A 25,685-nucleotide genomic window follows, 5' to 3' on the forward strand; every position below is an offset into this window, starting at 1 on the left:
ACGCTTTTGCACTGATTTATTCAAAATAATACCTAGTGCGCCCGCCGCACTAACTAGGAGAACGGCATGCTTGAGCTCACCCACGAGCAGATATCCATGGGCCAGACGGCTGTGGATAAGTCTGCTGCCTTGCAACTGCTCGCTGAAAAACTGGTGGCCGATGGCCTGGTCGCCGAGGGTTACCTCAGTGGCTTGCAAGCGCGTGAAGCCCAAGGCTCGACCTTTCTCGGCCAGGGTATCGCCATCCCCCACGGCACCCCCGAAACACGCGACCAGGTGTTCGCCACCGGCGTGCGCCTGCTGCAATTTCCCGACGGCGTGGATTGGGGCGATGGCCAGATCGTCTACCTGGCGATCGGCATTGCCGCCAAATCCGACGAACACCTGCGCCTGCTGCAACTGCTGACCCGTGCCCTCGGCGAGACCGACCTGGGCCAGGCCCTGCGTCGCGCCAGTTCTGCCGAGGCCTTGCTGAAACTGCTACAAGGTGCGCCGCAGGAGCTGGCGCTGGACGCACAGATGATTGGCCTGGGCGTGTCGGCTGATGATTTCGAAGAACTGGTGTGGAGAGGCGCACGCCTGCTGCGCCAGGCCGATTGCGTGAGCAATGGCTTTGCCGCCGTGCTGCAACAAGTCGACGCGCTGCCCCTGGGCGATGGCCTGTGGTGGTTGCACAGCGAGCAGACGGTGAAGCGCCCGGGCCTGGCTTTTGTCACCCCGGATAAACCGATGCGTTACCTGGGCCAGCCCTTGAGCGGCCTGTTCTGCCTGGCCAGCCTCGGCGAGGCCCACCAGACCTTGCTCGAACGCCTGTGTGCCTTGCTGATCGAAGGCCGTGGCCAGGAACTCGGCCGCGCCACCAGCAGCCGGGCCGTACTGGAAGTGCTCGGCGGTGAACTGCCCGCCGACTGGCCAAGCGTGCGCATTGCCCTGGCCAACGCCCACGGGCTGCATGCGCGCCCGGCGAAGATCCTCGCGCAATTGGCGAAAAGTTTTGCCGGTGAAATCCGTGTGCGCATCGTCGATGGAGACGTCGGCGCGGTATCGGTAAAAAGCCTGAGCAAGTTGCTCAGCCTCGGTGCGCGTCGTGGCCAGGTGCTGGAATTTGTCGCCGAGCCAACCATTGCCGGTGACGCCTTGCCCGCCTTGCTGGCGGCAGTGGAAGACGGCCTCGGCGAAGAAGTCGAGCCGCTGTCGGCAGTCAGCGCCCAACAAGCCGTGGTCGAGATCGAACCGGTGATCAGCGCGCCAGTGTCCGGCAGCCTGATCCAGGCCATCGCCGCCGCCCCCGGCATTGCGATTGGCCCGGCGCATATCCAGGTGCTGCAACCTTTCGAATACCCGCTGCGCGGCGAGTCGCCGGTGATCGAGCGCCAGCGCCTGCACGCGGCGTTGACCGACGTGCGCCGGGACATCCAGGGCCTGATCGAGCGCAGCAAGTCCAAGGCCATCCGCGAGATCTTCATCACCCACCAGGAGATGCTCGACGACCCGGAACTGACCGACGAAGTCGAGACGCGCCTCAAGCAGGGCGAAAGCGCCGAGGCCGCGTGGATGAGCGTGATCGAAGCCGCCGCCAAACAGCAGGAGTCGCTGCAGGACGCCTTGCTCGCCGAGCGCGCTGCCGATCTGCGTGACATTGGCCGCCGCGTGCTGGCGCAACTGTGCGGCGTCGAAACCGCCCAGGAGCCGGACGAACCCTACATCCTGGTGATGGACGAAGTGGGTCCTTCGGACGTGGCGCGCCTGGACCCGGTGCGTGTCGCCGGCATCCTCACTGCCCGTGGCGGCGCCACCGCCCACAGCGCCATCGTCGCCCGCGCGTTGGGCATTCCCGCGCTGGTGGGTGCAGGCCCTGCTGTATTGCTGTTGGCTTCGGGCACGCCGTTGTTGCTGGATGGCCAGCGCGGTCGCCTGCATGTGGACGCCGACGCCGCCACCTTGCAGCGCGCCACCGTCGAACGCGACACCCGCGAACAACGCTTGAAAGCCGCCGCAGCGCAACGCCATGAACCGGCCCTGACCCGCGATGGCCATGCCGTCGAAGTATTCGCCAATATCGGCGAAAGCGCCGGGGTTGCCGGCGCGGTGGAGCAGGGCGCCGAAGGTATCGGCCTGCTGCGCACCGAACTGATTTTCATGGCCCACAAACAAGCGCCCGACGAGGCCACCCAGGAAGCCGAATACCGCCGCGTGCTCGACGGCCTCGGCGGCCGGCCGCTGGTGGTGCGCACCCTTGATGTGGGCGGCGACAAACCGCTGCCGTACTGGCCGATCGCCAAGGAAGAAAACCCCTTCCTCGGCGTGCGCGGCATTCGCCTGACCCTGCAACGCCCGCAGATCATGGAAGCGCAATTGCGCGCACTGTTGCGTTCGGCAGACAACCGTCCACTGCGCATCATGTTCCCCATGGTTGGCAGTGTTGACGAGTGGCGCCAGGCCCGGGCCATGACCGAGCGCCTGCGCCTGGAAATCCCGGTGGCCGACCTGCAACTGGGGATCATGATCGAAGTGCCGTCGGCCGCGTTGCTGGCGCCGGTACTGGCCAAGGAAGTGGACTTCTTCAGCGTCGGCACCAACGACCTGACCCAATACACCTTGGCCATCGACCGTGGCCATCCGACGCTGTCGGCCCAGGCTGACGGCCTGCATCCGGCGGTGTTGCAACTGATCGACATCACCGTGCGCGCCGCCCATGCCCATGGCAAATGGGTCGGCGTGTGCGGCGAGCTGGCAGCCGACCCTTTGGCAGTTCCGGTGCTGATCGGCCTGGGAGTGGATGAGCTGAGTGTGTCTGCGCGCAGCATTCCCGAGGTCAAGGCACGGGTGCGTGAATTCAGTCTGAGCGAGGCCCAGGGCCTGGCACAAAAAGCCCTGGCGGTGGGTTCTCCCGCCGAAGTGCGTGCGCTTGTGGAGGCCGTGTAAATGGCAAGGATTTTAAGCCTGACGCTGAACCCGGCGTTGGACCTGACGGTGCGCCTGGCGCGCCTGGAACCGGGCGAGGTCAATCGCAGCGAAGCGATGATCACCCACGCTGCCGGCAAGGGCGTGAACGTCGCCCAGGTGCTGGCGGACCTTGGTCATCAGGTGACCGTGGGCGGCTTTCTTGGCGAGGACAATCCCCAGGCATTCGAGATGCTGATTGCCCGTCGCGGTTTTACCGATGCCTTTATTCGCGTGCCGGGCGAAACCCGCAGCAATATCAAGATCGCCGAGCAGGACGGGCGGGTCACGGATGTCAATGCGCCGGGCCCGTTGGTCAGCGAGCAGGCGCAACACGCACTGCTTGAGCAACTGGCGCGGATTGCTCCGGGCTACGACGCCGTCGTCGTGGCCGGCAGCCTGCCACGCGGCATCACCCCTCAGTGGTTCCAGGGCCTGCTGCAGCAACTGAAAAACCTCGGCTTGAAAGTCGCCCTGGACACCAGCGGCGAAGCGCTGCGCGCCGGATTGAACGCCGGCCCGTGGTTGGTCAAACCCAATACCGAAGAACTGGCCGATGCCCTTGGTCATTCCACAGATGCCATCCGCCAACTGCATCGGCAAGGTGTGGAGCATGTGGTGGTCTCCGACGGTGCCGCGGGTGTGAGCTGGTACAGCCCGGATACCGCGCTGCACGCCACGCCGCCCAAGGTAACCGTGGCCAGTACCGTAGGCGCCGGCGACTCGCTGCTGGCCGGGATGCTTCACGGTTTGCTCAGTGGCGATACGCCGGAGCAGACCTTGGGCCGCGCCACCGCTATTGCCGCGATGGCGGTCACGCAGATCGGCTTTGGCATCACCGACGAAGCGCAGCTTGAGACTTTGCAGAGCGGCGTCCACGTGCGGCCGCTGACAGAACAATAAGAGGGTTGGTCATGAAGTTAGCCATTGTTACTGCCTGCCCGAACGGCATGGTCACCAGTGTGCTGTGCGCCCGCTTGCTGGATGCCGCCGCGCAACGCCAGGGCTGGAGCACCAGCGTCGAAGTGGTCGACGTGCAGCATCCGGAACGCCAATTGTCGGCGGCCACCATTGAAGCCGCCGAGTGGGTATTGCTGGTCAGCAGCACGCCGGTGGACATGCAGCGTTTTGTCGGCAAACGTGTATTCCGCAGCACGCCGGCCCAGGCGTTGCAGGATGTGGACGCGGTGTTGCGTCGCGGGGCCGAGGAGGCCCAAGTGCAGGTAGCTGACGCGGCACCGGCGAAAAGCACGCCGCGTATCGTCGCGATCACCGCGTGCCCGACCGGCGTCGCCCACACCTTCATGGCTGCCGAAGCGTTGCAGCAAACCGCCAAGCGCCTCGGGTATGACTTGCAGGTGGAAACCCAGGGCTCCGTGGGCGCCCGCACGCCGCTGAGTCCCGAGGCGATTCGTGACGCCGACGTGGTGCTGCTCGCCGCCGACATCGAAGTCGCCACCGAGCGCTTTGCCGGCAAGAAAATCTATCGCTGCGGCACCGGGATCGCGCTCAAGCAATCCGAGGCGACCCTCAACAAGGCGCTGGCCGAAGGCAAGCAGGAATCCGCTGCCAGTGGTGCCGCTGCCAAACCGGAGAAGACCGGTGTCTACAAACACTTGCTCACCGGCGTGTCGTTCATGCTGCCGATGGTGGTGGCGGGCGGTCTGCTGATCGCCCTGTCATTCGTGTTCGGCATTCATGCCTTTGAAGAAAAAGGCACTCTTGCCGCCGCGCTGAAAACCGTCGGCGACCAGGCGTTCATGCTGATGGTGCCGCTGCTGGCGGGTTACATCGCCTACTCGATTGCCGACCGTCCTGGATTGGCCCCCGGCATGATCGGTGGCCTGCTGGCCAGCACCTTGGGCGCGGGGTTTATCGGCGGGATCTTCGCCGGCTTTCTCGCCGGCTACTGCGTCAAATTCATCAGCCGCGCGATCCGTTTGCCCCAGAGCCTGGAAGCCCTCAAGCCGATCCTGATCATCCCGTTGCTGGCGAGTCTGTTCACCGGCCTGGCGATGATTTACCTGGTAGGGCCGCCGGTGGCGAAGATGCTCACCGGCCTCACGGATTTTCTCAGCACCATGGGCACCACCAACGCCGTGCTGCTGGGCATCTTGCTGGGCGGCATGATGTGCGTCGATCTCGGTGGCCCGATCAACAAGGCGGCCTACGCGTTTTCCGTCGGCCTGCTGGCAGCGCAAAGCGGTGCACCCATGGCCGCGACCATGGCTGCCGGCATGGTGCCGCCGATTGGCATGGGCATCGCCACCTTCCTGGCGCGGCGCAAGTTCGCCCAGACCGAGCGTGAAGCCGGCAAGGCCGCGTTGATTCTCGGCATGTGCTTTATCTCTGAAGGCGCGATTCCGTTTGCTGCCAAGGACCCGTTGCGGGTAATCCCGGCAAGCATCGCCGGCGGTGCGCTGACCGGTGCGCTGTCGATGTATTTCGGCTGCAAGCTGATGGCGCCCCATGGTGGATTGTTTGTGATGCTGATCCCGAATGCGATCAACCATGCGCTGCTGTACCTGCTGGCGATCGTGGCGGGCAGTTTGTTGACGGCCGTGGTGTATGCATTCCTCAAGCGCCCTGAGACCGTAGAGCTTTCTGTCGCACCCGCCCAGGCATAACGCGGTTCATGTAGGAGCTGGCTTGCCTGCGATGCAGGCACCTCGGTGTATCAGCGCAACCGAGTTGAGGCTATCGCAGGCAAGCCAGCTCCCACATTTGACCTCCGTGAGCAATAAGGCCGGTGTCATAACTCGTTCATCCCGTCATGCTTAAGTTTCCCTTTTGCTGCTCGAGAGGGAACCCGCATGAGCCACTTCAATCTCGGCCGCCGCCGCGTGATGCAAGCCGTCGGCGCCGGCCTGTTGCTGCCGGGCCTCGCGCCTGCGGTGATCGCCTCGGTCAAGGATCGCCCGCAACTCACCGACGGCGTGCAGTCCGGCGACCTGCTGGGCGACCGCGCGATGATCTGGAGCCGCAGCGACCGCCCGGCCCGGATGGTAGTGGAGTGGGACACCCGTAGCGTATTCAGCAACCCGCGCAAATTCGTCTCGCCCCTGGCCGACAGCCGCACCGATTTCACCGCCCGTGTCGAACTCACCGGCCTGCCCGTCGACCAGGCGATTTTCTACCGTGTGCACTTTGAAGATGCCCAGACCGGCGTGGCCAGCGAGCCCTGGTTCGGTCACCTGCGCAGCGTGCCGCAGCAGCGCCGGGATATCCGCTTTGTGTGGAGCGGCGACACCGTCGGCCAGGGCTTCGGCATCAACCCGGACATCGGCGGCATGCGCATCTACGAAGCCATGCGCCTGCGTCTGCCGGACTTCTTCATTCACAGCGGCGACACCATCTACGCCGACGGCCCGGTGCCCGCGCAACTGACCACCGAGGACGGACGCATCTGGCGCAACATCACCACCGAAGCCAAAAGCAAAGTCGCTGAAACCCTGAATGAATACCGGGGCAACTACCGCTACAACCTGATGGACGAGAACGTACGTCGCTTCAACGCCGAAGTGCCGCAGATCTGGCAGTGGGACGACCACGAGGTGATCAACAACTGGTCGCCGAGCAAGCAACTGGATGAACGCTACAAGACTCGCGACATCAATACTCTGGTGGGCCGTGCGCGCCAGGCCTGGCTGGAATATTCACCGATGCGCCGGCAAAGCGCCGACCAGGGCGGGCGCATCTATCGCAAGCTCGGCTACGGCCCGTTGCTGGATGTGTTTGTGCTGGACATGCGCAGCTATCGCGGGCCGAACGATGACAACCTTGGCGGTGAAAAACCGTTCCTTGGGCGTGAGCAACTGGACTGGCTGAAGCGCGAATTGAAGGCCTCCCAGGCGCAGTGGAAAGTCATCGCCGCCGACATGCCCATTGGCCTGGGCGTGCCCGACGGTGAGGTCAGCCCCGGCGTGCCGCGTTGGGAAGCGATCGCCAACGGCGACCCGGGCCCGGCCCAGGGGCGCGAGTTGGAAATTGCCGAATTGCTCGCGTTTCTGCGGGCGCAGCAGGTGCGTAATCACGTGTGGCTGACAGCGGATGTGCATTACTGCGCGGCCCATCATTACCATCCGGATCGGGCGGCGTTTCAGGATTTTGAGCCGTTCTGGGAGTTCGTCGCCGGGCCGTTGAATGCCGGGAGTTTCGGGCCTAATCCGCTGGATAAAACCTTTGGCCCGGAAGTGGTGTTCGAGAAGGCGCCGACGGTGCAGAACAGCTCGCCGTTTGACGGGTTCCAGTTCTTTGGCGAGGTGCAGATTGACGGGCAGACGGCGGAGCTGACGGTGATTTTGCGGGACCTGGATGGGGTTTCAGTGTTTGAACAGAAACTGGCGCCAGTGTGATTGCAATGCAATCTACCTACTGAAGAAGAGCCAATGTGGGAGCGGGCTTGCTCGCGAAGGCGGTGTGTCAGTCAACAGATGTATCGACTGATCCACTGCCTTCGCGAGCAAGCCCGCTCCCACATTTTGATCGGTGTATCTTCAGGGGGTCAGTAAACATCCCGGCGATAGCGGCCCTGCTCGATCAAGCGTTCGACGGCTTCGCTGCCCAGCACATCGTGCAGCACCTGATCCACACCCGCCGCCATCCCCTGCAAACTGCCGCAGACGTAAATCGCGGCGCCATCGGCCACCCATTTACGCAGCACATCCGCTGATTCGCGCAGGCGATCCTGCACGTAGATTTTCTCTGCCTGGTCCCGGGAAAAGGCCAGGTCCAGTAGCGCCAGGTCACCGCTGGCCAGCCAGCCTTGCAACTCATCCTGGCAGTGGTAGTCGTGGGCGATATTGCGTTCGCCAAACAGCAGCCAGTTGCGCTGCTGGCCGTCGGCAACCCGCGCCTTGAGCAGGCTGCGCAACCCGGCAAGGCCGGTGCCGTTGCCCAGCAGGATCATCGGGAGCGGCTCGGTCGGCAGATGGAAACCACTGTTGCGCCGCACTCGCAGGCTGATGGTCGAACCCAGCGGTGCATGTTCGGTCAACCAGCCGGAACCCACGCCCACGCTGCCATCGGGGTGACGCTCCTGGCGCACGATCAGCTCCAGCACACCGTCGCTGGCAATCGAGGCGATGGAGTATTCGCGCATGCCCAGCGGCACCAGTGCATTGACCAGCGCCTGGGCATGCAGGCCCACCAGGTGTGCGCGATTGTCCGGCAGTTGGCGGCCGGCCAGGGCCTGGTCGAGGGTGTGTGCAAGGCCGTCGACTACCACACCTTCGCTGCCGGCCAGTCCCAGGCCTTCCAGGAAGTGTTCGATGGCCCATGGGCAATTGCGTGGCAGCACTTCCACCAGGTCGCCGGCCAGCCAGTCCCGGGGGGCTGGCGGGGTGAGCCCGAGCAAATAGACGCCGGAGCCACTGCTGTGCGGGTTGAGCAGGGTGCGTTGCTTCAGGGTCCAGTTTTCATAGGTCGCGCTGGCCCATGCCGCAGCGGGTGCATGGCCGGTCAGTTGGCCCAGTTGTTGTTGCCAGTGCAGCAACGCATCGGTGTCGCCGCTGTCGACTTCCACCGGGGCGAACAGCGGGTTGCCGCCCTGGTTGGTCAGCCAGAAATGCAGGCGCCGGGCGAAGCCGCAGAAGTGTTGGTACTGGCGATCACCCAGGGCCAACACCGAGTAGTTCAGGCCCTTGAGGGACAGGTCCTGGCCGAGCACGCTGCGCTCGAAACCGCGGGCGCTGTCCGGTGCCTCGCCGTCGCCGAAGGTGCTGACCACGAACAGCGCATGGCTCGATTGGCGCAAATCCTCTTCGCTGACGCTGCCCAGCGACTGCACGTTCACTGGCACGCCGGCGGCCTGCAACTGCCCGGCGGTCTGCCAGGCCAGTTGCTCGGCAAAGCCGCTCTGGCTGGCAAAGCCGATCAGCCAGGCCGGCGCGTCGCTGTGGTTGCCGGTCAGGCCTTTGCGGGCATCGCGCACCTGGCGTTTCTTGCGGCGGCGGTCCAGGTACAGCAGCCAGCCGGTGATGAAGAACAGCGGCATCAGCAGCGCGCTGAACGTCAGGATGATCCGGCCGGGCAGGCCGAAGTAGCTGCCGGTGTGCAGCGCATAGATACTGGTCAGGATCTGCGCCTTGAAGCTTTTGCCGGCGTAGGTGTCATGGGATTTGACTTCGCCGGTGCCCGGGTCGAGGTTGATCTGGTTCAGTGCGCGGTCGTGGGGCGAGGTCTTCAGCAGGTAGTAGACGGTGGCGGGTTGGCCGGCGACCGCGGGCATGCGGATGTTGTAGCCGCTCAAGCCGGGGCCGGCGTTGCTGTAGATGCTGCTCCAGATCGCGGCGTAATTGGCCACCGGCGCAGGCCCTTCGGGGGCCGGGCCGCGCTTGCGTACGCGTTCGTTCTGCGGCGCGTCGGACAGCAGTCTGGTCATGCCGTTGCTGTACCACTCGTAGGACCAGAACAGTCCGGTCAGTGCCGCCAGAAGATAGAACAGCAGGCACCAGGTGCCGAATACCGAGTGCAGGTCCCAGTTGAAACTACGGCCTTTCTTGCGCCAGTCCACCGCCAGCCATGCACGCCAGCTTGCCACTTGGCGCGGCCAGCGCAGGTACAGGCCCGAAAGGCAGAAGAACACCAGGATCAGCGTGCAGGCGCCGGTGATTTGCCGGCCGGTGTCGCCGATGGCGAGGAAACGGTGCAGTTGCAGCACGAAGCCAAAGAAGTCCTGGCCGACGGCATCGCCCAGGTAATCGCCGGTGTACGGGTCGAAGTAGCGCATCTGCCCGCGGCGTTCACCGGGCGGTGGGGTGAACCAGACCTTGGCTGCGTTGGTACTGTCGGGCTGCACCGTGAGCATCGACACGACTTTGCCTTCACGGGCTTCCAGCAGGTGCACCAGTTCAGCGGGCGGCAGTACCCCGGCCGGACGCTTTTCCACCGTCAACACCGTCGGGTTCAGCAACTCGATGATTTCATCCTGGAACGACACCGTCGCGCCGGTGATCCCCATCAAGGCCAACACCAGCCCGGCGGTAATGCCGAAGAACCAATGCAACTGGAACAGGGTTTTCTTCAACACGTCGTACGGCCTCGTCATCAGGTTAGGTGTTTCACGGCGCGCATTATGCCGCGAGTTGTCGAGAAACATTCTTTTTTACACGCAAAAACCCCACGCATCCGATGCGTGGGGTTTCGTGCATTCATTTGTATCGGTTTAGAAATGGAAACTGGTGGTCAGCAGGGCCGTACGACCGGCTGCCTGGTTGGCAAAATGCGAGGCATAGGCCTTGTCGTAGTAGGTCTTGTCGGTGAGGTTCTGCACGTTCAACTGCAGGTCGACGTTCTTGGTCAGCTTGTAGCTGGCCATGGCGTCGTAGCGGGTGTAGGACGGCACGTAGACGGTGTTGCCCGCATCGCCGTAGACCTCGTCGACATAGAACGCGCCGCCGCCGATGGTGAGCTTGGGTGTCACGTCATACGTCGTCCACAGGCTGAAGGTGTTCTTCGGCGTGTTGGGCATCTGGTTGCCTTTGTTCGAGCCGGCACTGACGACACCGTTACGACCGTTCAGGCCCGGGTCCACCAGTTCGCTTTTCAGGTAGCTGTAGCCGGCGAACACTTGCCATTGATCGGTCAGCTTGCCGCTGGCGGAAAGCTCCAGGCCGTCGACGCGGGATTCGCCACCGTTTTCATAGGTCAGCGCGTCCACCAGGATCCGCGTGTTTTTCTTCTCGGTGCGGAACACCGCAGCGGTCAGGGACAGGCGGTCGTGGAACATGTCCCACTTGGTGCCCAGCTCGTAGTTGACGGTCTCTTCCGGTTTCAGGTCGCTGGTGGCGGCGCCGGCAGACAGCGGGTTGCCGTCGGCGCCTTCACCTACCAGGCCGCCGGCCGGTGAGGCTGAGGTGGCGTAGGAGGCATAGATGCTGCCGTTTTCAACCGGCTTCCAGACCAGGCCCGCCTGCCAGTTGAAGAACTGGCTGTCGTTCTTGATCTTGCTGCGGGCCTTGACGGTGGCGGTCGGCACCGCATTGGTGTTGGCCACGGTGTCGAAGGTGTCGTAGCGCAGGCCGACGTTCAGCAGCCATTTCGGGTCCAGCTCGATGGTGTCGAACACATAGGCGGCACGGCTGGTGGCCTTGGTGTTGGTGCCGTTGTAGTTGCGCGCAATGCTGCCGGTCCAGGCATCGTCCGGGTTCGGGTTGCCCAGCGAGGTGCACTGGCCACCTTTGCCGGGCGCCGGGCAACCGGGGTTGCTGTTCGGGCTGACGGTGTAGCCGCTGTAGCGGGTTTCTTCGCCGGTGAACTCAAGACCGGTGGAGTAGGTGTTCTTGAAGCCCAGCGCCTGGAAGCTGCCAAACAGATCGGTCTGGTTGGTGGTGGTCTCGGTGGTGGACACGCGGGTGTTCGCGCGGCGCCACACGGTGCCGAACTGGTTGACGTTGTGCTGGCTGTCGTCGGGTTGCGTGACGATATAGTCCTGGCCGGTGTTGCCGTGGCGCAGGGTGTTTTTCAGCGTCATGTTGTCGTTCAGGTCGTGCTCGATGGAGAACGTGCTGATGTCGGCGCGGGTCTTGCGGAAGTCGCGATCCTTGAGGCCGTAGAAGTTGTTGCTGTCGCCGCCGTCGGTTGGCTTGTCATGCACGTGGGCGGCTCTTGCGCCGCTGTTGCGGTAGCCATACGGAATGCCCGAATCCGGCAGGTCGTTGCTTTCCATGTGGTAGTAGCTGAGGTTGACGCGAGTCGGGGTGCCCAGGCCGAAGGTCAGCGACGGCGCCACGCCCCAGCGGTCGTAGTTGACGGCATCACGCCCGGCGACGTTCTGTTCGTGGCTCATCAGGTTCAGGCGGAAGGCCGCGCTGTCGAGGAACTGGCGGTTGACGTCGAGAACATAACGGCGGGTCTGGTCGGAGCCGTAGGTGAAGCCACCGTTGGTGAAGTCCCGCGCCTGTGGCGTCTTGCTCACCAGGTTGAGGCTGCCGCCGGCCGAGCCGCGGCCGCCGAATGACGAGTTGGGGCCTTTGCTGACTTCGATGGATTCGATGTCGAAGATCTCGCGGCTCTGGCCACCCGTGTCGCGCACGCCGTCGAGGTAGGTATCGCCCTGGGCGTCGAAGCCGCGAATGAACGGACGGTCGCCCTGCGGGTTGCCGCCTTCACCGGCGCCGAAGGTAATCCCCGGCACGGTGCGCAAGGCGTCCTGCAACGAAGTGGCGGCGGTGTCCTTGAGCACTTGCTGCGGCACCACGGTGACCGAGCGCGGAGTATCTACCAGCGGCGCGGTGTACTTCTGCGAGGAGGCTTTTTCGACCTGGTAGGACGTGCTGTCCTGTTCCTGGCCGGTGATGCTGGTGGCTCCCAGGGAAATGCTGTTGCGCTCGCCTTTCTGCTCGGTGTCTTCAGCAGCTTGCGCCATTTGGGCGGCAGAGCTGGCGCTGATGGCAACGCCGATGGCCGAGGCCAGCAAACGTGGTGAACTGGCAGGTGTTTTTATCGAAGTGCGCGGCATGAGTGTGTCCTTTCCCCAAGGAGGTGAGGCCGCGGAATATAGGGAGAACAAGACTTCATATCAATTGCGATACATTACTATTCGCACTGAATTTACGTTCTTTACACTTTTTGCTTACGGTTTTGACGATCTCGTTCGTCCTTTGGGCGGGAGTAGGGTTGTACACAGTCAATAAGAATCACTATCATTGGCGCCTCACTGTTTTCAGGTAATGCCTCCATGTTGCTGCACATTCCCGGCCTGTTCTCTCGCGAGGAAGTGCTGCGCATCCGCGAAGCCCTGGCGCACACCGAGTGGGCCGACGGCAAAATCACTGCCGGGCACCAATCGGCCAAGGCCAAACACAACCTGCAACTGCCGGAAGGCCACCCGCTGGCAAAGGAAATCGGCGCGGCGATCCTCGATCGCTTGTGGAAAAATCCGCTGTTCATGTCAGCGGCGTTACCGCACAAGGTCTTCCCGCCATTGCTCAACTGTTACACCGCCGGTGGCAGTTTCGACTTCCATATCGACAACGCCGTGCGCCAGTCCAAGGGCAGCCACGAGCGGGTGCGCACTGACCTTTCCTCCACCGTATTTTTCAGCGACCCCGACGACTACGACGGCGGCGAGCTGGAAATCCAGGACACCTTCGGCCTGCAGCGGGTCAAGTTGCCGGCGGGCGACATGGTGCTGTACCCCGGCTCCAGCCTGCACAAGGTCAACGCCGTTACCCGTGGCGCGCGCTACGCCTCGTTTTTCTGGACCCAAAGCCTGGTGCGCGAGGACAGCCAGCGCACCTTGCTGTTCGAGATGGACGGGGCGATCCAGCAACTGAGCCGCGACGTGCCCGACCACCCCGCGCTGATCCAGCTCACCGGCACCTATCACAACCTGCTGCGCCGCTGGGTTGAGGTCTGACCGTGGGCTTTTTATTGCGCCGTGAAGAAGTACTCAACGTTGAGCAATTGCAGAGCATGCTCGACGACTCCCCGGTGCGCGCCGCCCAGGCGATTTTGATCGCCGCGAAAGAGGGTGTGGTGGATGCCCAGGCGCTGCTCGGGCAAATCCTGCTGGAAGGGCGCGGCATCGAGCGCGATGAAGCACTGGCAATGCGCTGGTTCCGCATCGCCGCCAAGGGCGGGCATTTGATGGCGCGCAATATGCTCGGGCGTTGCCTGGAGCATGGCTGGGGTTGCGAGGCGGATGCCGTGGCGGCGGCCCGGGAATATCGTCGGGCGGCCGAGGCCGGGCTGGATTGGGGTTTGTACAACTACGCCAACCTGCTGGCGACCGGGCGCGGGGTTGCCGAGGATCAAGCCCAGGCGCTGGCGTGTTATCGACAGGCGGCGGAACTGGGCCATGCCAAGTCGATGAACCTGCTGGGGCGTTATCTGGAAGAAGGGCAGGACTGCCCGAGGGATCTGGAGGCGGCGGTGGCGTGGTATCGCCAGTCAGCAGAAGGCGGGGATTTTCGCGGGCAGTTCAGTTATGCGGCGGTGTTGGCGGACCGGGGCGAGATAGAAACGGCACTGGAATGGTTGCGCAAGGCACTGGCGGGCGGGAATTTGAAGTTCTTGCGGGTGGCGCACAAGGCGTTGTGTGCCGCCAATGAGCCGCAGATACGGGCAATGGCCGAGATCTATCAAGAGCATGCGATTGAACTTGATCGTTCCCACGCTCTGCGTGGAAATGCCGCCCTGGACGCTCTGCGTCCGCTCTAACGGCGTGACGCAGAGCGTCACCGGATGCGTTCCCACGCAGAGCGTGGGAACGATCAGGGCGTGCGTTTACAGGTAGAACGATTTCAATGGCGGGAAGCCATTGAATTCAACTGCGCTGTAGCTGGTGGTGTACGCACCGGTGGACAACCAGTACATCCGGTCACCAATCGCCAGGTTCAGCGGCAGGCCGTACTTGTAGTTCTCGTACATGATGTCGGCGCTGTCGCAGGTCGGGCCGGCGATGACCACTTCTTCCATCTCGCCTTTCTTCTCGGTCCAGATCGGGAACTTGATGGCTTCGTCCATGGTTTCGATCAGGCCGGAGAATTTGCCCACGTCGGTGTATACCCAGCGCTCGACGGCGGTGCGGGATTTACGCGCAACCAGTACCACTTCGCTGACCAGGATCCCGGCGTTGGCGATCAACGAACGGCCCGGCTCCAGGATGATTTCCGGCAGATCGTCACCGAAGTCTTCCTTGAGGAAGCGGATGATTTCCTCGGCGTAGGTTTCCAGGCTGTTGGTGCGGGTGATGTAGTTGGCCGGGAAGCCGCCGCCCATGTTGATCAGCTTCAGGTGGATGCCGTCTTCTTCCTTCAGGCGCTCGAAGATCACTTTGACCTTGGCAATCGCCGCGTCCCACACGCTGATGTCACGCTGCTGCGAGCCGACGTGGAAGGAGATGCCGTAAGGCACCAGGCCCAGGTCGCGGGCGAGAATCAGCAGGTCCATGGCCATGTCGGTCTGGCAGCCGAATTTGCGCGACAGCGGCCAGTCGGCGGTGGTCGAGCCTTCGGTGAGGATACGCACATACACTTTCGAACCCGGGGCGGCCTTGGCGATGTTGCGCAGGTCGGCTTCGGAGTCGGTGGAGAACAGGCGCACGCCCTTCTCGTAGAAGTAGCGGATGTCCTTGGATTTCTTGATGGTGTTGCCGTAGCTGATACGGTCGGGGCTGACGCCGCGGTCCATGACCTTGTCCAGCTCGTAGATCGACGCGATGTCGAAGCTCGAACCCTTGTCCTTGAGCAGGTCGATGATCTCGACGGCCGGGTTGGCCTTGACGGCGTAATACACCTTGGCGAATTCGAAACCGGCGCGCAGGTCATCGTAGGCCTGGCTGATCATCGCGGTGTCGATCACCACGAACGGGGTTTCCTGGGTGTCGGCGAACGCCTTCATTTTGTCAAAAGTGGCGCGCGCGAAATAGTCTTCGACCTGGATCGACATGCTGGGAACTCCTACTGGCAAACTAGATTGATCAATGGGTGCAAATGAACGTCCTCCGTATCCCCACTTTGGTTCGCCTACTTCCCAAGGCATGTCGCCGAAAGCAAAAAGGCCATGGGATCAACCGCTTCCCTTGGCCTTGCTGTCTCGTCGTCAGTACTTGAGCCGGATGGATCGTTTCCAGCATGGACGTTCGGCGCGAACTTTAGGACGTGAGGGGCTATAGATCAACTAAAAATGTCGCGTTTTTGCACGCGTTCGTCGTGCGGCCGCGTGCAGCTACTTATGTAACCGACCGGTATGACGGATTGATGTTCCCCGGTAGGGGCAATTTGAGGTGTTGCGGGTACAGTGAAGATCCAATGTGGGAGCGGGCTTGCTCGCGAAGGCGGTGTATCAGCCAATGCATCCGGTGACTGACACTCCGCCTTCGCGAGCAAGCCCGCTCCCACATTTTGACCGCTGTGTGTCAGGTCAGGCCAGTGCTGTCTCGGCAGGCGACACAATGCTGGTCTTGCCCCCACGGGACTTACCGGAACTCAGATACTCGGCAATCGACTCCTGGGTCACTTCCCCCAGGAACACCCGCTCCGCATCCATCACCGGCAACCACGAGCGGTTGAACTCGTACATGCGCGACAGCAGGATGCGCAAATGCTCGTCATACGCCGCCGTGGCGTTGAATTCCCGCAGGTACTGGCCGCAGGTACCGGTCTGACGATGCAGGTCGCGACGTCGCACATAACCCAGGGCCTTGTTCTCGGCATCGGTGACCACCACGTAGCGACGGTCCAACTCATCCATCTGCTCCAGGGCCTCCGCCACCGGGGTTTCCGGGCTGACCGACGGCGCGTTGTCCGCCGCATCTTCAGCCTTCACCAGCAGCAGGCGCTTGAGGGTGCTGTCCTGGCCAACGAAGTTGCTGACGAATTCGTCGGCAGGGTGGGCCAGCAGGGTGTCCGGGTGGTCGATCTGCAGCAGCTTGCCGGCGCGGAAGATCGCGATCTTGTCACCCAGCTTGATGGCTTCGTCGATGTCGTGGCTGACCATGATCACGGTCTTGTTCAGCGCGCGCTGCATCTCGAAAAACTCGTTCTGGATCATCTCGCGGTTGATCGGGTCGACCGCGCCGAACGGCTCATCCATCAGCAGCAACGGTGCATCCGCCGCCAGGGCGCGGATCACGCCGATCCGCTGTTGCTGGCCGCCGGACAGCTCACGCGGGTAGCGATGCAGGTACTGCTTGGGTTCGAGCTTGATCATGCTCATCAACTCGCGGGCGCGGTCGTGGCATTTCTGCTTGTCCCAGCCCAGCAGCTTGGGCACCACCACGATGTTCTCTTCGATGGTCATGTTCGGGAACAGACCGATCTGCTGGATCACGTAGCCGATGTTGCGACGCAGGGTCACTTCGTCGAGGTCGGTGGTGTCTTCGCCGTTGATCAGGATCTTGCCGGAGGTCGGCTTGATCAGGCGGTTGATCATCTTCAGCGTGGTGCTCTTGCCGCAGCCCGAGGGGCCGAGGAATACGCAAATTTCGCCTTCGTTGACGGTCAGGCTTACGGAATCAACGGCGGTGATGGTCTTGCCGTTGCTTTGGAAGGTCTTGGTCAGGTTTTGAAGTTCGATCATTTGAGCAGTCCTTTTGGAGTCAGCGTGCGTTGCAGCCATTGCAGAAGCAGGTCGGCGAAGATGGCCAGGAGACTGACCAGCACGGCGCCAACGATCAGCATCGACATGTCGCTGCGGCTGATGGAAGCCAGAATAAGTACACCCAGGCCACCGGCGCCGATGGTGGCGGCGATGGTCATCACACCAATGTTCATGACGACGGCGGTGCGCACACCGGCGAGGATCACCGGTACGGCAATCGGCAGCTCGACCATGCGCAAGCGCTGGCCGAAGGTCATGCCGATGCCTTTGGCGGCCTCGCGAATGCCTGGCTCAACGCCGGTGAGGGCGAGGTAGGTGTTACGCATGATGGGCAGCAGGGAATAGAGGAACACGGCGGTGATCGCCGGCATCGGCCCCAGGCCCTGGCCGAACTTGGAGTAGAACGGCAGCAGCAGGCCGAACAGCGCGATCGACGGCACGGTCAGCAACACCGTGGCACTGGCTTGCAATGGGCCGGCGAGCGTCGGGAAGCGGGTCATCAGCACGCCCAGGGGCACGCCGACGACGATTGCGAGGATCACTGCAATGCCGACCAGGGTGATGTGCTGCCAGGTCAGGTGCAGGACTTGGGCCCAATCAAGATGGGAAAAGGCGTTCAGGAATTCCATGTCTTCTCCTCTTAGTTGATCGGATGCTGGCGCAGGAAATCTGCGGCCACGGCGGACGGGCTTTCGTGGTCGACGTCGACCCGCGCATTCAGCTGGCGCATGGTTTCGTCGTCGAACAGCGCAGCCAGTGGCTTGAGATCAGCGGCCAGTTGCGGATGGGCATCGAGGTAAACCTGACGCACCACCGGCGCGGCGGTGTAGTCCGGGAAGTAGTGCTTGTCGTCTTCCAGCAGCTTCAATTTGAAGGCGTTCAGGCGACCGTCGGTGGTGTAGACCAAGCCGGCAAACACCTGGCCATTACGCAGCGCGGTGTACACCAGGCCGGCGTCCATCTGCCGGGTGTTCTTGCGGGTCAGGTTCATGTCGTACAGCTTGACCATGCCGGCCATGCCGTCGGAACGGTTGGCGAACTCGGTGTCCAGGGCCACCAGGCGGTTTTCCTTGGTTTTCTCGGCCAGTGCCGCGGTCAGGTCGCTGATGCTGTTGATCTGCGGGAATTCCTTGGCCACGTTCTCTGGCAGGGCCAGGGCGTAGGTGTTGCTGAATTTCGACGGGGAGAGCCAGACCAGGCCTTTTTTCGCGTCGAGTTCTTTCACTCGGGCGTAGGACTGTTCGCTGTCGAGCTTCTCGTCGACGTGGTTGTAGGCCACCAGCGACACGCCGGTGTATTCCCAGATCAGGTCCAGTTGCCCGCTTTCCTGGGCACTGCGTGCCAGGTTGCTGCCCAGGCCGCCGGTCACACGGGTGTCGTAGCCCTTGGTGCGCAGGTACTGGGAGGTGATTTCGGCGAGCAGGGTCTGTTCAGTGAACACCCGGGCACCGATGCGGATGACCGGTTTTTCAGCGGCTTGCGCAAACCCTGCGAACAGCAGGACGCAGCTCAATATCAATGTCAGTTTTTTCATGTGAATTCCTGTTTCAGGCCCAAGACGGGGCCAAAGCCTTAAGACGGACGCAACCCGCGTTCCAGCCAAAGGCGGCTGGCCATGGTCACCAGACCGTCGAGCAGCAAGGCCAGCAGCGCGGTGCATGCGGCGCCGAGCAGCAGTTGCGGCTGATTGTTCAGGGCGATGCCGGGGAAGATCAGGCTGCCCAGGCTGTTGGCGCCAATCAGGAACGCCAGGGGCGCGGTACCGACGTTGATCGCCAGGGCCACGCGTACACCACCGATGATGATCGGCACGGCGTTGGGCAATTCCACGCGAAACAGCACCTGGCGCGGCGTCATGCCGATGCCGACGGCGGCTTCTTTCAGGGAACCTTGAACGTTTTTCAGGCCTTCATAGGTGTTGCGCACGATGGGCAGCAACGAGGCGAGGAACAGCGCGAAGATCGCGGGGCCGCTGCCGATGCCAAGGACACCGAGGGCGATGGCCAGTACGGCCAGGGGAGGGACGGTATTGCCGATGTTGAAGATCTGCATGAAGCGTTCTGCGCGCCCGACCATGTTGGGTCGGCTCAGCAGGATACCGGCGGGAATCCCTACGATCAGGGCGGCCAGCATCGAAACAAGGACGAGGATCAAGTGAGCTTGCAGGTAAAACAACAAATCGTCGCGGTACAGTTCGATCGTGTTGATGCCGATCCAGTGGACCAGCAGGGCCAGGAGAGCGACGACAACCGCTCCTCCTATCAGCCCTTTGCCATAGCGAATAGCCACAGGCGGACTCCTTTTTTCTTTTGTCGGCGAACACATTTCCGAGCGGCAATGCCATTCCTGGCTGTCGGCGAATGTGGTCGCGAATAGCAGCTCGCCCCTACCGGCAACGCGGTATGCGGTCGAGCCATGAGCGCAGCCTCGTCAGGCTAACTTGCTGATTTTTCAGCCCCTGTTACGAGTGCGATAGCAGGGGAGTGGACGTCTCTACCTTTTAAAAGGTTCCATACTTGGCAGCAATTAGCCACCCCCAATGGGGTGAACGGTGGTCCGTCACCCCGGGTTTGCGCTATACTCGCCGCCCTTTTTTGACTCACCTGCCAGGCGATTTCCCATGACCCACCAGGCCGCCGAAGTCGCGAAACGCCGCACTTTCGCCATTATTTCCCACCCCGATGCCGGTAAAACCACCATCACCGAAAAGCTGTTGCTGATGGGCAAGGCGATCGCGGTGGCCGGCACGGTGAAATCCCGTAAATCCGACCGCCATGCCACCTCCGACTGGATGGAAATGGAAAAGCAGCGTGGTATTTCCATTACCACGTCGGTCATGCAGTTCCCGTATCGCGACCACATGATCAACCTGCTCGACACCCCGGGCCACGAAGACTTCTCCGAAGACACCTACCGCACCCTGACGGCGGTGGACTCGGCGCTGATGGTCCTCGACGGCGGTAAAGGCGTCGAGCCCCGCACCATCGCGCTGATGGACGTGTGCCGCCTGCGGGATACGCCGATTGTCAGCTTTATCAACAAACTCGACCGTGACATCCGCGACCCGATCGAACTGCTGGACGAAATCGAAGCCGTCCTGAAGATCAAGGCCGCGCCGATCACCTGGCCGATTGGTTGCTACCGCGACTTCAAGGGCGTGTACCACCTGGCCGACGACTACATCATTGTGTACACCGCCGGCCACGGCCACGAACGTACCGATGTGAAAATCATCGAGAAGCTCGACTCCGACGAAGCCCGCGCCCACCTGGGTGACGAGTACGACCGGTTTGTCGACCAGCTGGAACTGGTGCAGGGCGCCTGCCACGAGTTCAACCAGCAGGAATTCCTCGACGGCCAGCTGACGCCGGTGTTCTTCGGTACCGCCCTGGGCAACTTCGGTGTCGACCACGTGCTGGATGCCGTGGTCAATTGGGCCCCCAAGCCGCTGGCCCGGGTTGCCAACGAGCGTACCGTGGAGCCTGTGGAAGAGAAATTCGCCGGCTTCGTGTTCAAGATCCAGGCGAACATGGACCCCAAGCACCGCGACCGTATCGCCTTCATGCGTATCTGCTCCGGCAAATACGAAAAAGGCATGAAGATGCGCCACGTGCGTACCGGCAAGGACGTGCGCATCGGCGACGCCCTGACCTTTTTCTCCTCCGAGCGTGAGCAACTGGAAGAAGCGTTTGCCGGCGACATCATCGGCTTGCACAACCACGGCACCATCCAGATCGGTGACACCTTCACCGAAGGCGAAGTGCTGGGCTTCACCGGTATCCCGCACTTCGCCCCGGAACTGTTCCGCCGCGTACGCCTGCGTGACCCGCTGAAATCCAAGCAACTGCGCCAGGGTTTGCAGCAGTTGGCGGAAGAGGGCGCCACTCAGGTGTTCTTCCCGGAGCGCAGCAACGACATCATCCTCGGCGCCGTCGGTGTGCTGCAGTTCGATGTAGTGGCCAGTCGCCTGAAAGAGGAATACAAGGTGGAATGCTCCTATGAGCCGATCACCGTGTACTCCGCGCGCTGGATCGACTGCAGCGATAAGAAGAAGCTGGAAGAGTTCAAGATCAAGGCCGTGGAAAACCTGGCGATCGACGGCGGTGGTCACCTGACCTACCTGGCCCCGACTCGGGTCAACCTGGCGCTGATGGAAGAGCGCTGGCCGGATGTGAAATTCCGCGCGACCCGTGAGCATCATTAAGGGTTAGCGATATAAGAGAGGGCGAAGCTGTGATGGCTTCGCCTTTTTCTTTGGCTGCTATTCAGGTTGTTTCATTGGCGAAAACTTCAGTTCGGGACTAGTTTGAAGCAAGGCGACGGTGGACAGCTGTCGTACGCAGTTCAACTCCTGACTGGGCGGAATTCGACCATGAGTATCTTTCAACGTGTGGTGCTGTTGCTCAAAGTGCTGGTGATGATGTCATTGGGCATGTCTGCCGCGTGGGCCAATACGGCTGTGCAAAGCCATGGCACGGGGTTTGTGGCGGCGAAGACGGTGCAGGCGGGTGGCTTGCAGTTGGCCAAGAGTGAATCCGAGCCCGGTGACGAAAACCAGGGCGGTTCCAAGGACGATGACGACGCCGAGAACCCGGACAATGATGGCGAAGACAGCGACACTTACAACGATGGCGACAGCGATACGTAAGTAACGCAGGCAAAAGAAAGCCCCGCTTGCCGAACAGATGCGCTATCCGACAAGCAGGGCTGTAGAACACTGGAATGCTCTGGACTCACCCTCCAGAGCATTTTTTTTGCACGTCAGACCACAAATTGCTCCGCGTAGTGGCAAGCCACCTGGCGGTTGTCCAGAGGTCGCAGCACCGGTTCATCGGTGCTGCACAGCTGGGTCGCGTACGGGCAGCGCTTGTGGAAGGCGCAGCCGGATGGCGGGTTCAACGGGTTGGGCAACTCCCCGACGATTTTGATCTTCGGTTTGTTCGGGTCCGGATGAATGGTCGGGGTTGCCGACAGCAACGCCTGGGTGTACGGGTGCAGCGGGCGTGCGTAGATGTCTTCCTTCGGGCCCACTTCCACCGGGCGGCCGAGGTACATCACCATTACGTCGTCGGCGACGTGCTGCACCACCGCGAGGTTGTGGGAGATGAACACGTAGGCGGTGTTGAATTCCTGCTGCAAATCCATGAACAGGTTCAGCACCTGGGCCTGGATCGATACGTCCAGCGCCGAGGTCGGTTCATCCGCCACCAGCACCTTGGGTTGCAGCATCATCGCCCGCGCCAGTGCGATTCGCTGGCGCTGGCCGCCGGAGAACATGTGCGGGTAGCGCTGATAATGCTCAGGGCGCAGGCCCACTTGCTTCATCATCGCCTGGACCTTTTCCCGGCGCTCGGCGGCAGACAGGTTGGTGTTGATCAGCAGCGGCTCGCCCAGTTGGTCGCCGACCTTCTGGCGCGGGTTCAGCGAGGCGTAAGGGCTCTGGAACACCATCTGCACGTCTTTGCGCAGTTGCTTGCGCTGGGCCTTGTCGGCACCGGCGACTTCTTGCCCGGCGATTTTCAGCGAGCCGGAAGACGGCTCTTCAATCAAGGTCAGGGCGCGGGCCAGGGTGGATTTGCCGCAACCGGACTCGCCTACGACCGCGAGGGTCTTGCCGGCTTCCAGTTCGAACGACACACCGTTGAGTGCGCGCACCAGGGCATGGCCCTTGAACAGGCCACGGGACACTTCGTAGTGACGGGTCAGGTCGCGGGCGGTAAGTACGACGGCCATTACGCCACCTCCTGATTCAGCGGGTAGAAGCAGCGGGCAAGGCTGTGGCTTTTCGGGTCAAGGCCCGGGCGTTGGGCGCGGCAGGACTCCTGCACATACGGGCACCGCGGCGACAGCAGGCAACCCTGCGGGCGGTCATAACGGCCGGGAACGATACCCGGCAGCGTGGCCAGGCGCGTGGCGCCGAGGCTGTGCTCGGGGATCGCCTTGAGCAACGCTTCGCTGTACGGGTGCGCCGGGATGTCGAACAACTGCGGCACCTGGCCGACTTCCACGGCCTGGCCTGCGTACATCACGCACACGCGCTGGGCGGTTTCGGCCACTACCGCGAGGTCGTGAGTGATCAGCACCAGGCCCATGTTCTGCTCTTTCTGCAAGGCCAGCAGCAGGTCCATGATCTGGGCCTGGATGGTCACGTCGAGGGCGGTGGTCGGTTCATCGGCGATCAGCAGTTTCGGCTCGCCGGCGATCGCCATGGCGATGGCCACACGTTGGCTCATGCCACCGGACAGCTGGTGCGGGTAGGCATCCATACGGCTGGCTGCGCCCGGGATTTCCACCTTTTCTAGCAGTTCGATGGCACGCTTGCGCGCTTGCTTGCCGGACATTTTCAAATGCAGGCGCAGCACTTCTTCGATCTGGAAACCCACGGTGTAGCTGGGGTTCAGGGCGGTCATCGGGTCCTGGAACACCATCGCCAGGTCTTTGCCGACGATCTGCCGACGCTGGCGGTTGCTCAGCTTGAGCATGTCCTTGCCGTCGAAGTTCAGGGCGTCGGCGGTGACGATACCGGGGTGCTCGATCAGGCCCATCAGCGCCATCATGGTCACGGATTTACCCGAACCCGACTCGCCAACGATCGCCAGTACTTCGCCTTTGTCGACGGAGATGTCGAGGCCATCGACCACCGGCACGGCGGTCTTGTCGCCGAAGCGGACATTGAGATTCTTGATTTCTAGCAGTGACATGGGAATCTCCTCAGGCGGCGTTCTTGAGTTTCGGGTCCAGCGCATCGCGCAGGCCGTCGCCCATCAGGTTGATTGCCAGCACGCTGAGCAAAATGGTCAAGCCAGGCAGGCTCACGACCCACCAGGCGCGTTCGATGTAGTCGCGGGCCGAGGCCAGCATGGTGCCCCACTCAGGGGTTGGCGGTTGTACGCCAAGGCCCAGGAAGCCCAGGGCTGCAGCATCGAGAATCGCCGAGGAGAAACTCAGGGTGGCCTGAACGATCAGCGGCGCCATGCAGTTCGGCAGCACGGTGACGAACATCAGGCGCGGCAGGCCGGCGCCGGCGAGGCGGGCGGCAGTCACGTAGTCACGGTTCAGTTCGCCCATCACCGCAGCGCGGGTCAGACGGACATAGGACGGCAGCGACACGATCGCGATCGCAATCACGGTGTTGATCAGGCCAGGGCCGAGGATCGCGACAATCGCCACAGCCAGCAGCAGCGACGGCAGGGCCAGCATGATGTCCATCAGGCGCATGATGGTCGGGCCGAGCAGGCGCGGGAAGAAACCGGCGAACAGGCCCAGCAGGATCCCCGGGATCAGCGACATCACCACCGACGATAAGCCGATCAGCAACGACAGGCGCGAACCCTGGATCAGGCGCGACAGCAGGTCACGCCCGAGTTCATCGGTGCCCAGCAGGAACTGGATCTGCCCACCTTCCAGCCAGGCCGGAGGGGTCAGCAGGAAGTCACGGTATTGCTCGCTCGGGTTATGCGGGGCCACCCAAGGGGCGAAGAGCGCGCAAAACACCACCAGCAACATGAACAGCAGGCCGGCAACGGCGCCCTTGTTCTTGGAAAAGGCTTGCCAGAATTCTTTGTACGGGGACGGGTACAGCAGGCTTTGATCGACTGCTACCGCGGGAGTAGGTGTGGTCATGGTCATGATCTCAGCGCTGGTGACGGATGCGTGGGTTGGCGAAGCCGTAGAGGATATCCACCACGAAGTTCACCAGAATCACCAGGCAGGCGATTAACAGGATGCCGTTTTGCACCACGGGATAATCCCGTGCGCCAATGGCTTCGATCAGCCATTTGCCGATGCCGGGCCACGAGAAGATGGTTTCGGTCAGGACCGCACCGGCCAGCAATGTGCCGACTTGCAGGCCGACCACGGTGAGTACCGGGATCAAGGCGTTACGCAGGCCGTGGACGAACACCACGCGCGCCGGCGACAGGCCCTTGGCCTTGGCGGTGCGGATGTAATCTTCGCGCAGTACTTCGAGCATCGACGAACGGGTCATCCGCGCGATAACAGCCAGCGGGATGGTACCGAGCACGATGGCTGGCAGGATCAGGTGGTGTAGGGCATCCCAGAATGCGTCCGGCTCGTCGGCCAGCAGGGTGTCGATCAGCATGAAGCCGGTGCGCGGCTCGATGTCGTAGAGCAGGTCGATCCGTCCGGAGACTGGCGTCCAGCCCAGGCTGACGGAGAAGAACATGATCAGGATCAGGCCCCACCAGAAGATCGGCATCGAATATCCCGCCAGGGAGATGCCCATCACCCCATGGTCGAACAGGGATCCTCGCTTCAAGGCCGCGATCACCCCGGCTAACAGCCCCAGGATGCCGGCGAACAACAGGGCGGCCATGGACAGTTCCAGGGTCGCAGGGAAAAGGGCGGTGAATTCAGTCCACACGCTGGTACGGGTGCGCAGGGATTCGCCGAGGTCGCCGTGGGCGAGCTTGCCGACATAATCCAGGTATTGCGCGTAGAGCGGTTTGTTCAGACCAAGGCGTTCCATTGCCTGAGCGTGCATCTCGGGGTCGACTCGTCGTTCGCCCATCATGACTTCGACGGGGTCGCCAGGGATCATGCGAATCAACGCGAAGGTCAGCAAGGTGATGCCGAAAAACGTGGGGATCAATAACCCCAATCGGCGGGCAATAAAACTAAACATCTTGTTGTGTACCTCAATCAGCCGGTTAGGCAGGTTCGGCACCGTCAATGTC

General features: G+C 62.4%; 19 protein-coding genes. 8 read left to right on the forward strand and 11 right to left on the reverse strand.

The features are described from left to right. Positions 1-66 precede the first annotated feature (66 nt). From ptsP to HX814_RS19150, 4 genes are all read left to right on the forward strand, one after another. Positions 67-2,925: a phosphoenolpyruvate--protein phosphotransferase gene (ptsP, locus tag HX814_RS19135; RefSeq protein ID WP_177008718.1), complete on the forward strand. Its 2,859-nt coding sequence runs from the start codon at positions 67-69 to the stop codon at positions 2,923-2,925. Beyond that, on the forward strand, positions 2,926-3,846 hold the full coding sequence (gene pfkB / locus HX814_RS19140; RefSeq protein WP_087694617.1) for a 1-phosphofructokinase: 921 nt from the start codon (positions 2,926-2,928) through the stop codon (positions 3,844-3,846). A gap of 11 nt (positions 3,847-3,857) precedes the next feature. Then, positions 3,858-5,570 (forward strand): PTS fructose-like transporter subunit IIB, encoded by a 1,713-nt coding sequence (locus tag HX814_RS19145; protein WP_008437280.1) that lies wholly within the window; start codon positions 3,858-3,860, stop codon positions 5,568-5,570. Positions 5,571-5,756: 186 nt separating this feature from the next. Beyond that, the gene (locus tag HX814_RS19150; RefSeq protein ID WP_177015425.1) at positions 5,757-7,298 is read left to right on the forward strand and encodes an alkaline phosphatase; all 1,542 of its coding nucleotides are present in this window, start codon (positions 5,757-5,759) and stop codon (positions 7,296-7,298) included. A 149-nt stretch (positions 7,299-7,447) separates the two neighbouring features. On the opposite strand, the gene HX814_RS19155 is transcribed toward HX814_RS19150, so the two are convergent. After that, a complete protein-coding gene (locus tag HX814_RS19155) occupies positions 7,448-9,973 on the reverse strand; it encodes a sulfite reductase flavoprotein subunit alpha (RefSeq protein ID WP_177008719.1) in 2,526 nt (841 codons plus the stop codon). A gap of 135 nt (positions 9,974-10,108) precedes the next feature. Next, positions 10,109-12,403, reverse strand: coding sequence for a TonB-dependent siderophore receptor (locus HX814_RS19160; protein WP_177008720.1), 2,295 nt, complete (start codon positions 12,401-12,403; stop codon positions 10,109-10,111). Between the two features lie 219 nt (positions 12,404-12,622). On the opposite strand from HX814_RS19160, the gene HX814_RS19165 reads away from it, so the two are divergent. Together HX814_RS19165 and HX814_RS19170 are read left to right on the forward strand one after the other, a co-directional pair. After that, positions 12,623-13,303 (forward strand): Fe2+-dependent dioxygenase, encoded by a 681-nt coding sequence (locus tag HX814_RS19165; protein ID WP_008437276.1) that lies wholly within the window; start codon positions 12,623-12,625, stop codon positions 13,301-13,303. Between the two features lie 2 nt (positions 13,304-13,305). Beyond that, a complete protein-coding gene (locus HX814_RS19170) occupies positions 13,306-14,106 on the forward strand; it encodes a tetratricopeptide repeat protein (RefSeq protein WP_177008721.1) in 801 nt (266 codons plus the stop codon). 66 nt (positions 14,107-14,172) lie between these two features. Here the strand turns inward: HX814_RS19170 and HX814_RS19175 are convergent, their stop codons facing one another. The 5 genes from HX814_RS19175 to HX814_RS19195 form a co-directional block, all read right to left on the reverse strand. After that, positions 14,173-15,336 carry a type III PLP-dependent enzyme gene (locus HX814_RS19175; protein ID WP_003215969.1) on the reverse strand — a complete coding sequence of 388 codons (1,164 nt, stop codon included), beginning with the start codon at positions 15,334-15,336 and terminating at the stop codon, positions 14,173-14,175. Between the two features lie 474 nt (positions 15,337-15,810). Beyond that, positions 15,811-16,968, reverse strand: a complete 1,158-nt coding sequence (locus HX814_RS19180) for a betaine/proline/choline family ABC transporter ATP-binding protein (protein ID WP_003215971.1) — start codon at positions 16,966-16,968, stop codon at positions 15,811-15,813. Beyond that, on the reverse strand, positions 16,965-17,618 hold the full coding sequence (locus tag HX814_RS19185; RefSeq protein WP_003215973.1) for an ABC transporter permease: 654 nt from the start codon (positions 17,616-17,618) through the stop codon (positions 16,965-16,967). The genes HX814_RS19180 and HX814_RS19185 overlap by 4 nt, the downstream gene beginning before the upstream one ends. Before the next feature lie 11 nt (positions 17,619-17,629). Continuing rightward, positions 17,630-18,523 carry a glycine betaine ABC transporter substrate-binding protein gene (locus HX814_RS19190; RefSeq protein WP_003215975.1) on the reverse strand — a complete coding sequence of 298 codons (894 nt, stop codon included), beginning with the start codon at positions 18,521-18,523 and terminating at the stop codon, positions 17,630-17,632. Positions 18,524-18,561: 38 nt separating this feature from the next. Beyond that, the gene (locus tag HX814_RS19195) at positions 18,562-19,278 is read right to left on the reverse strand and encodes an ABC transporter permease (RefSeq protein WP_003215977.1); all 717 of its coding nucleotides are present in this window, start codon (positions 19,276-19,278) and stop codon (positions 18,562-18,564) included. 331 nt (positions 19,279-19,609) lie between these two features. On the opposite strand from HX814_RS19195, the gene HX814_RS19200 reads away from it, so the two are divergent. Together HX814_RS19200 and HX814_RS19205 are read left to right on the forward strand one after the other, a co-directional pair. After that, the gene (locus HX814_RS19200) at positions 19,610-21,193 is read left to right on the forward strand and encodes a peptide chain release factor 3 (protein WP_010175060.1); all 1,584 of its coding nucleotides are present in this window, start codon (positions 19,610-19,612) and stop codon (positions 21,191-21,193) included. A 168-nt stretch (positions 21,194-21,361) separates the two neighbouring features. Further along, positions 21,362-21,637, forward strand: a complete 276-nt coding sequence (locus HX814_RS19205; protein ID WP_003215984.1) for a hypothetical protein — start codon at positions 21,362-21,364, stop codon at positions 21,635-21,637. A gap of 113 nt (positions 21,638-21,750) precedes the next feature. Here HX814_RS19205 and HX814_RS19210 read toward each other — a convergent pair whose 3' ends face one another. Genes HX814_RS19210 through HX814_RS19225 form a run of 4 tightly spaced genes read right to left on the reverse strand, consistent with a single transcriptional unit; the run spans position 21,751 to position 25,633 of the window. Continuing rightward, the gene (locus tag HX814_RS19210) at positions 21,751-22,722 is read right to left on the reverse strand and encodes a peptide ABC transporter ATP-binding protein (protein WP_003215987.1); all 972 of its coding nucleotides are present in this window, start codon (positions 22,720-22,722) and stop codon (positions 21,751-21,753) included. Further along, entirely contained in the window at positions 22,722-23,690 is a 969-nt protein-coding gene (locus HX814_RS19215; RefSeq protein ID WP_003215989.1) for an ABC transporter ATP-binding protein, read from the reverse strand. The genes HX814_RS19210 and HX814_RS19215 overlap by 1 nt, the downstream gene beginning before the upstream one ends. Before the next feature lie 10 nt (positions 23,691-23,700). Next, positions 23,701-24,612, reverse strand: coding sequence for an ABC transporter permease subunit (locus HX814_RS19220; RefSeq protein ID WP_003215991.1), 912 nt, complete (start codon positions 24,610-24,612; stop codon positions 23,701-23,703). Positions 24,613-24,622: 10 nt separating this feature from the next. After that, entirely contained in the window at positions 24,623-25,633 is a 1,011-nt protein-coding gene (locus HX814_RS19225; protein WP_003215992.1) for an ABC transporter permease subunit, read from the reverse strand. Positions 25,634-25,685: the final 52 nt, after the last annotated feature.

Source organism: Pseudomonas sp. C8002 (assembly GCF_013385765.1).
Lineage (GTDB): Bacteria > Pseudomonadota > Gammaproteobacteria > Pseudomonadales > Pseudomonadaceae > Aquipseudomonas.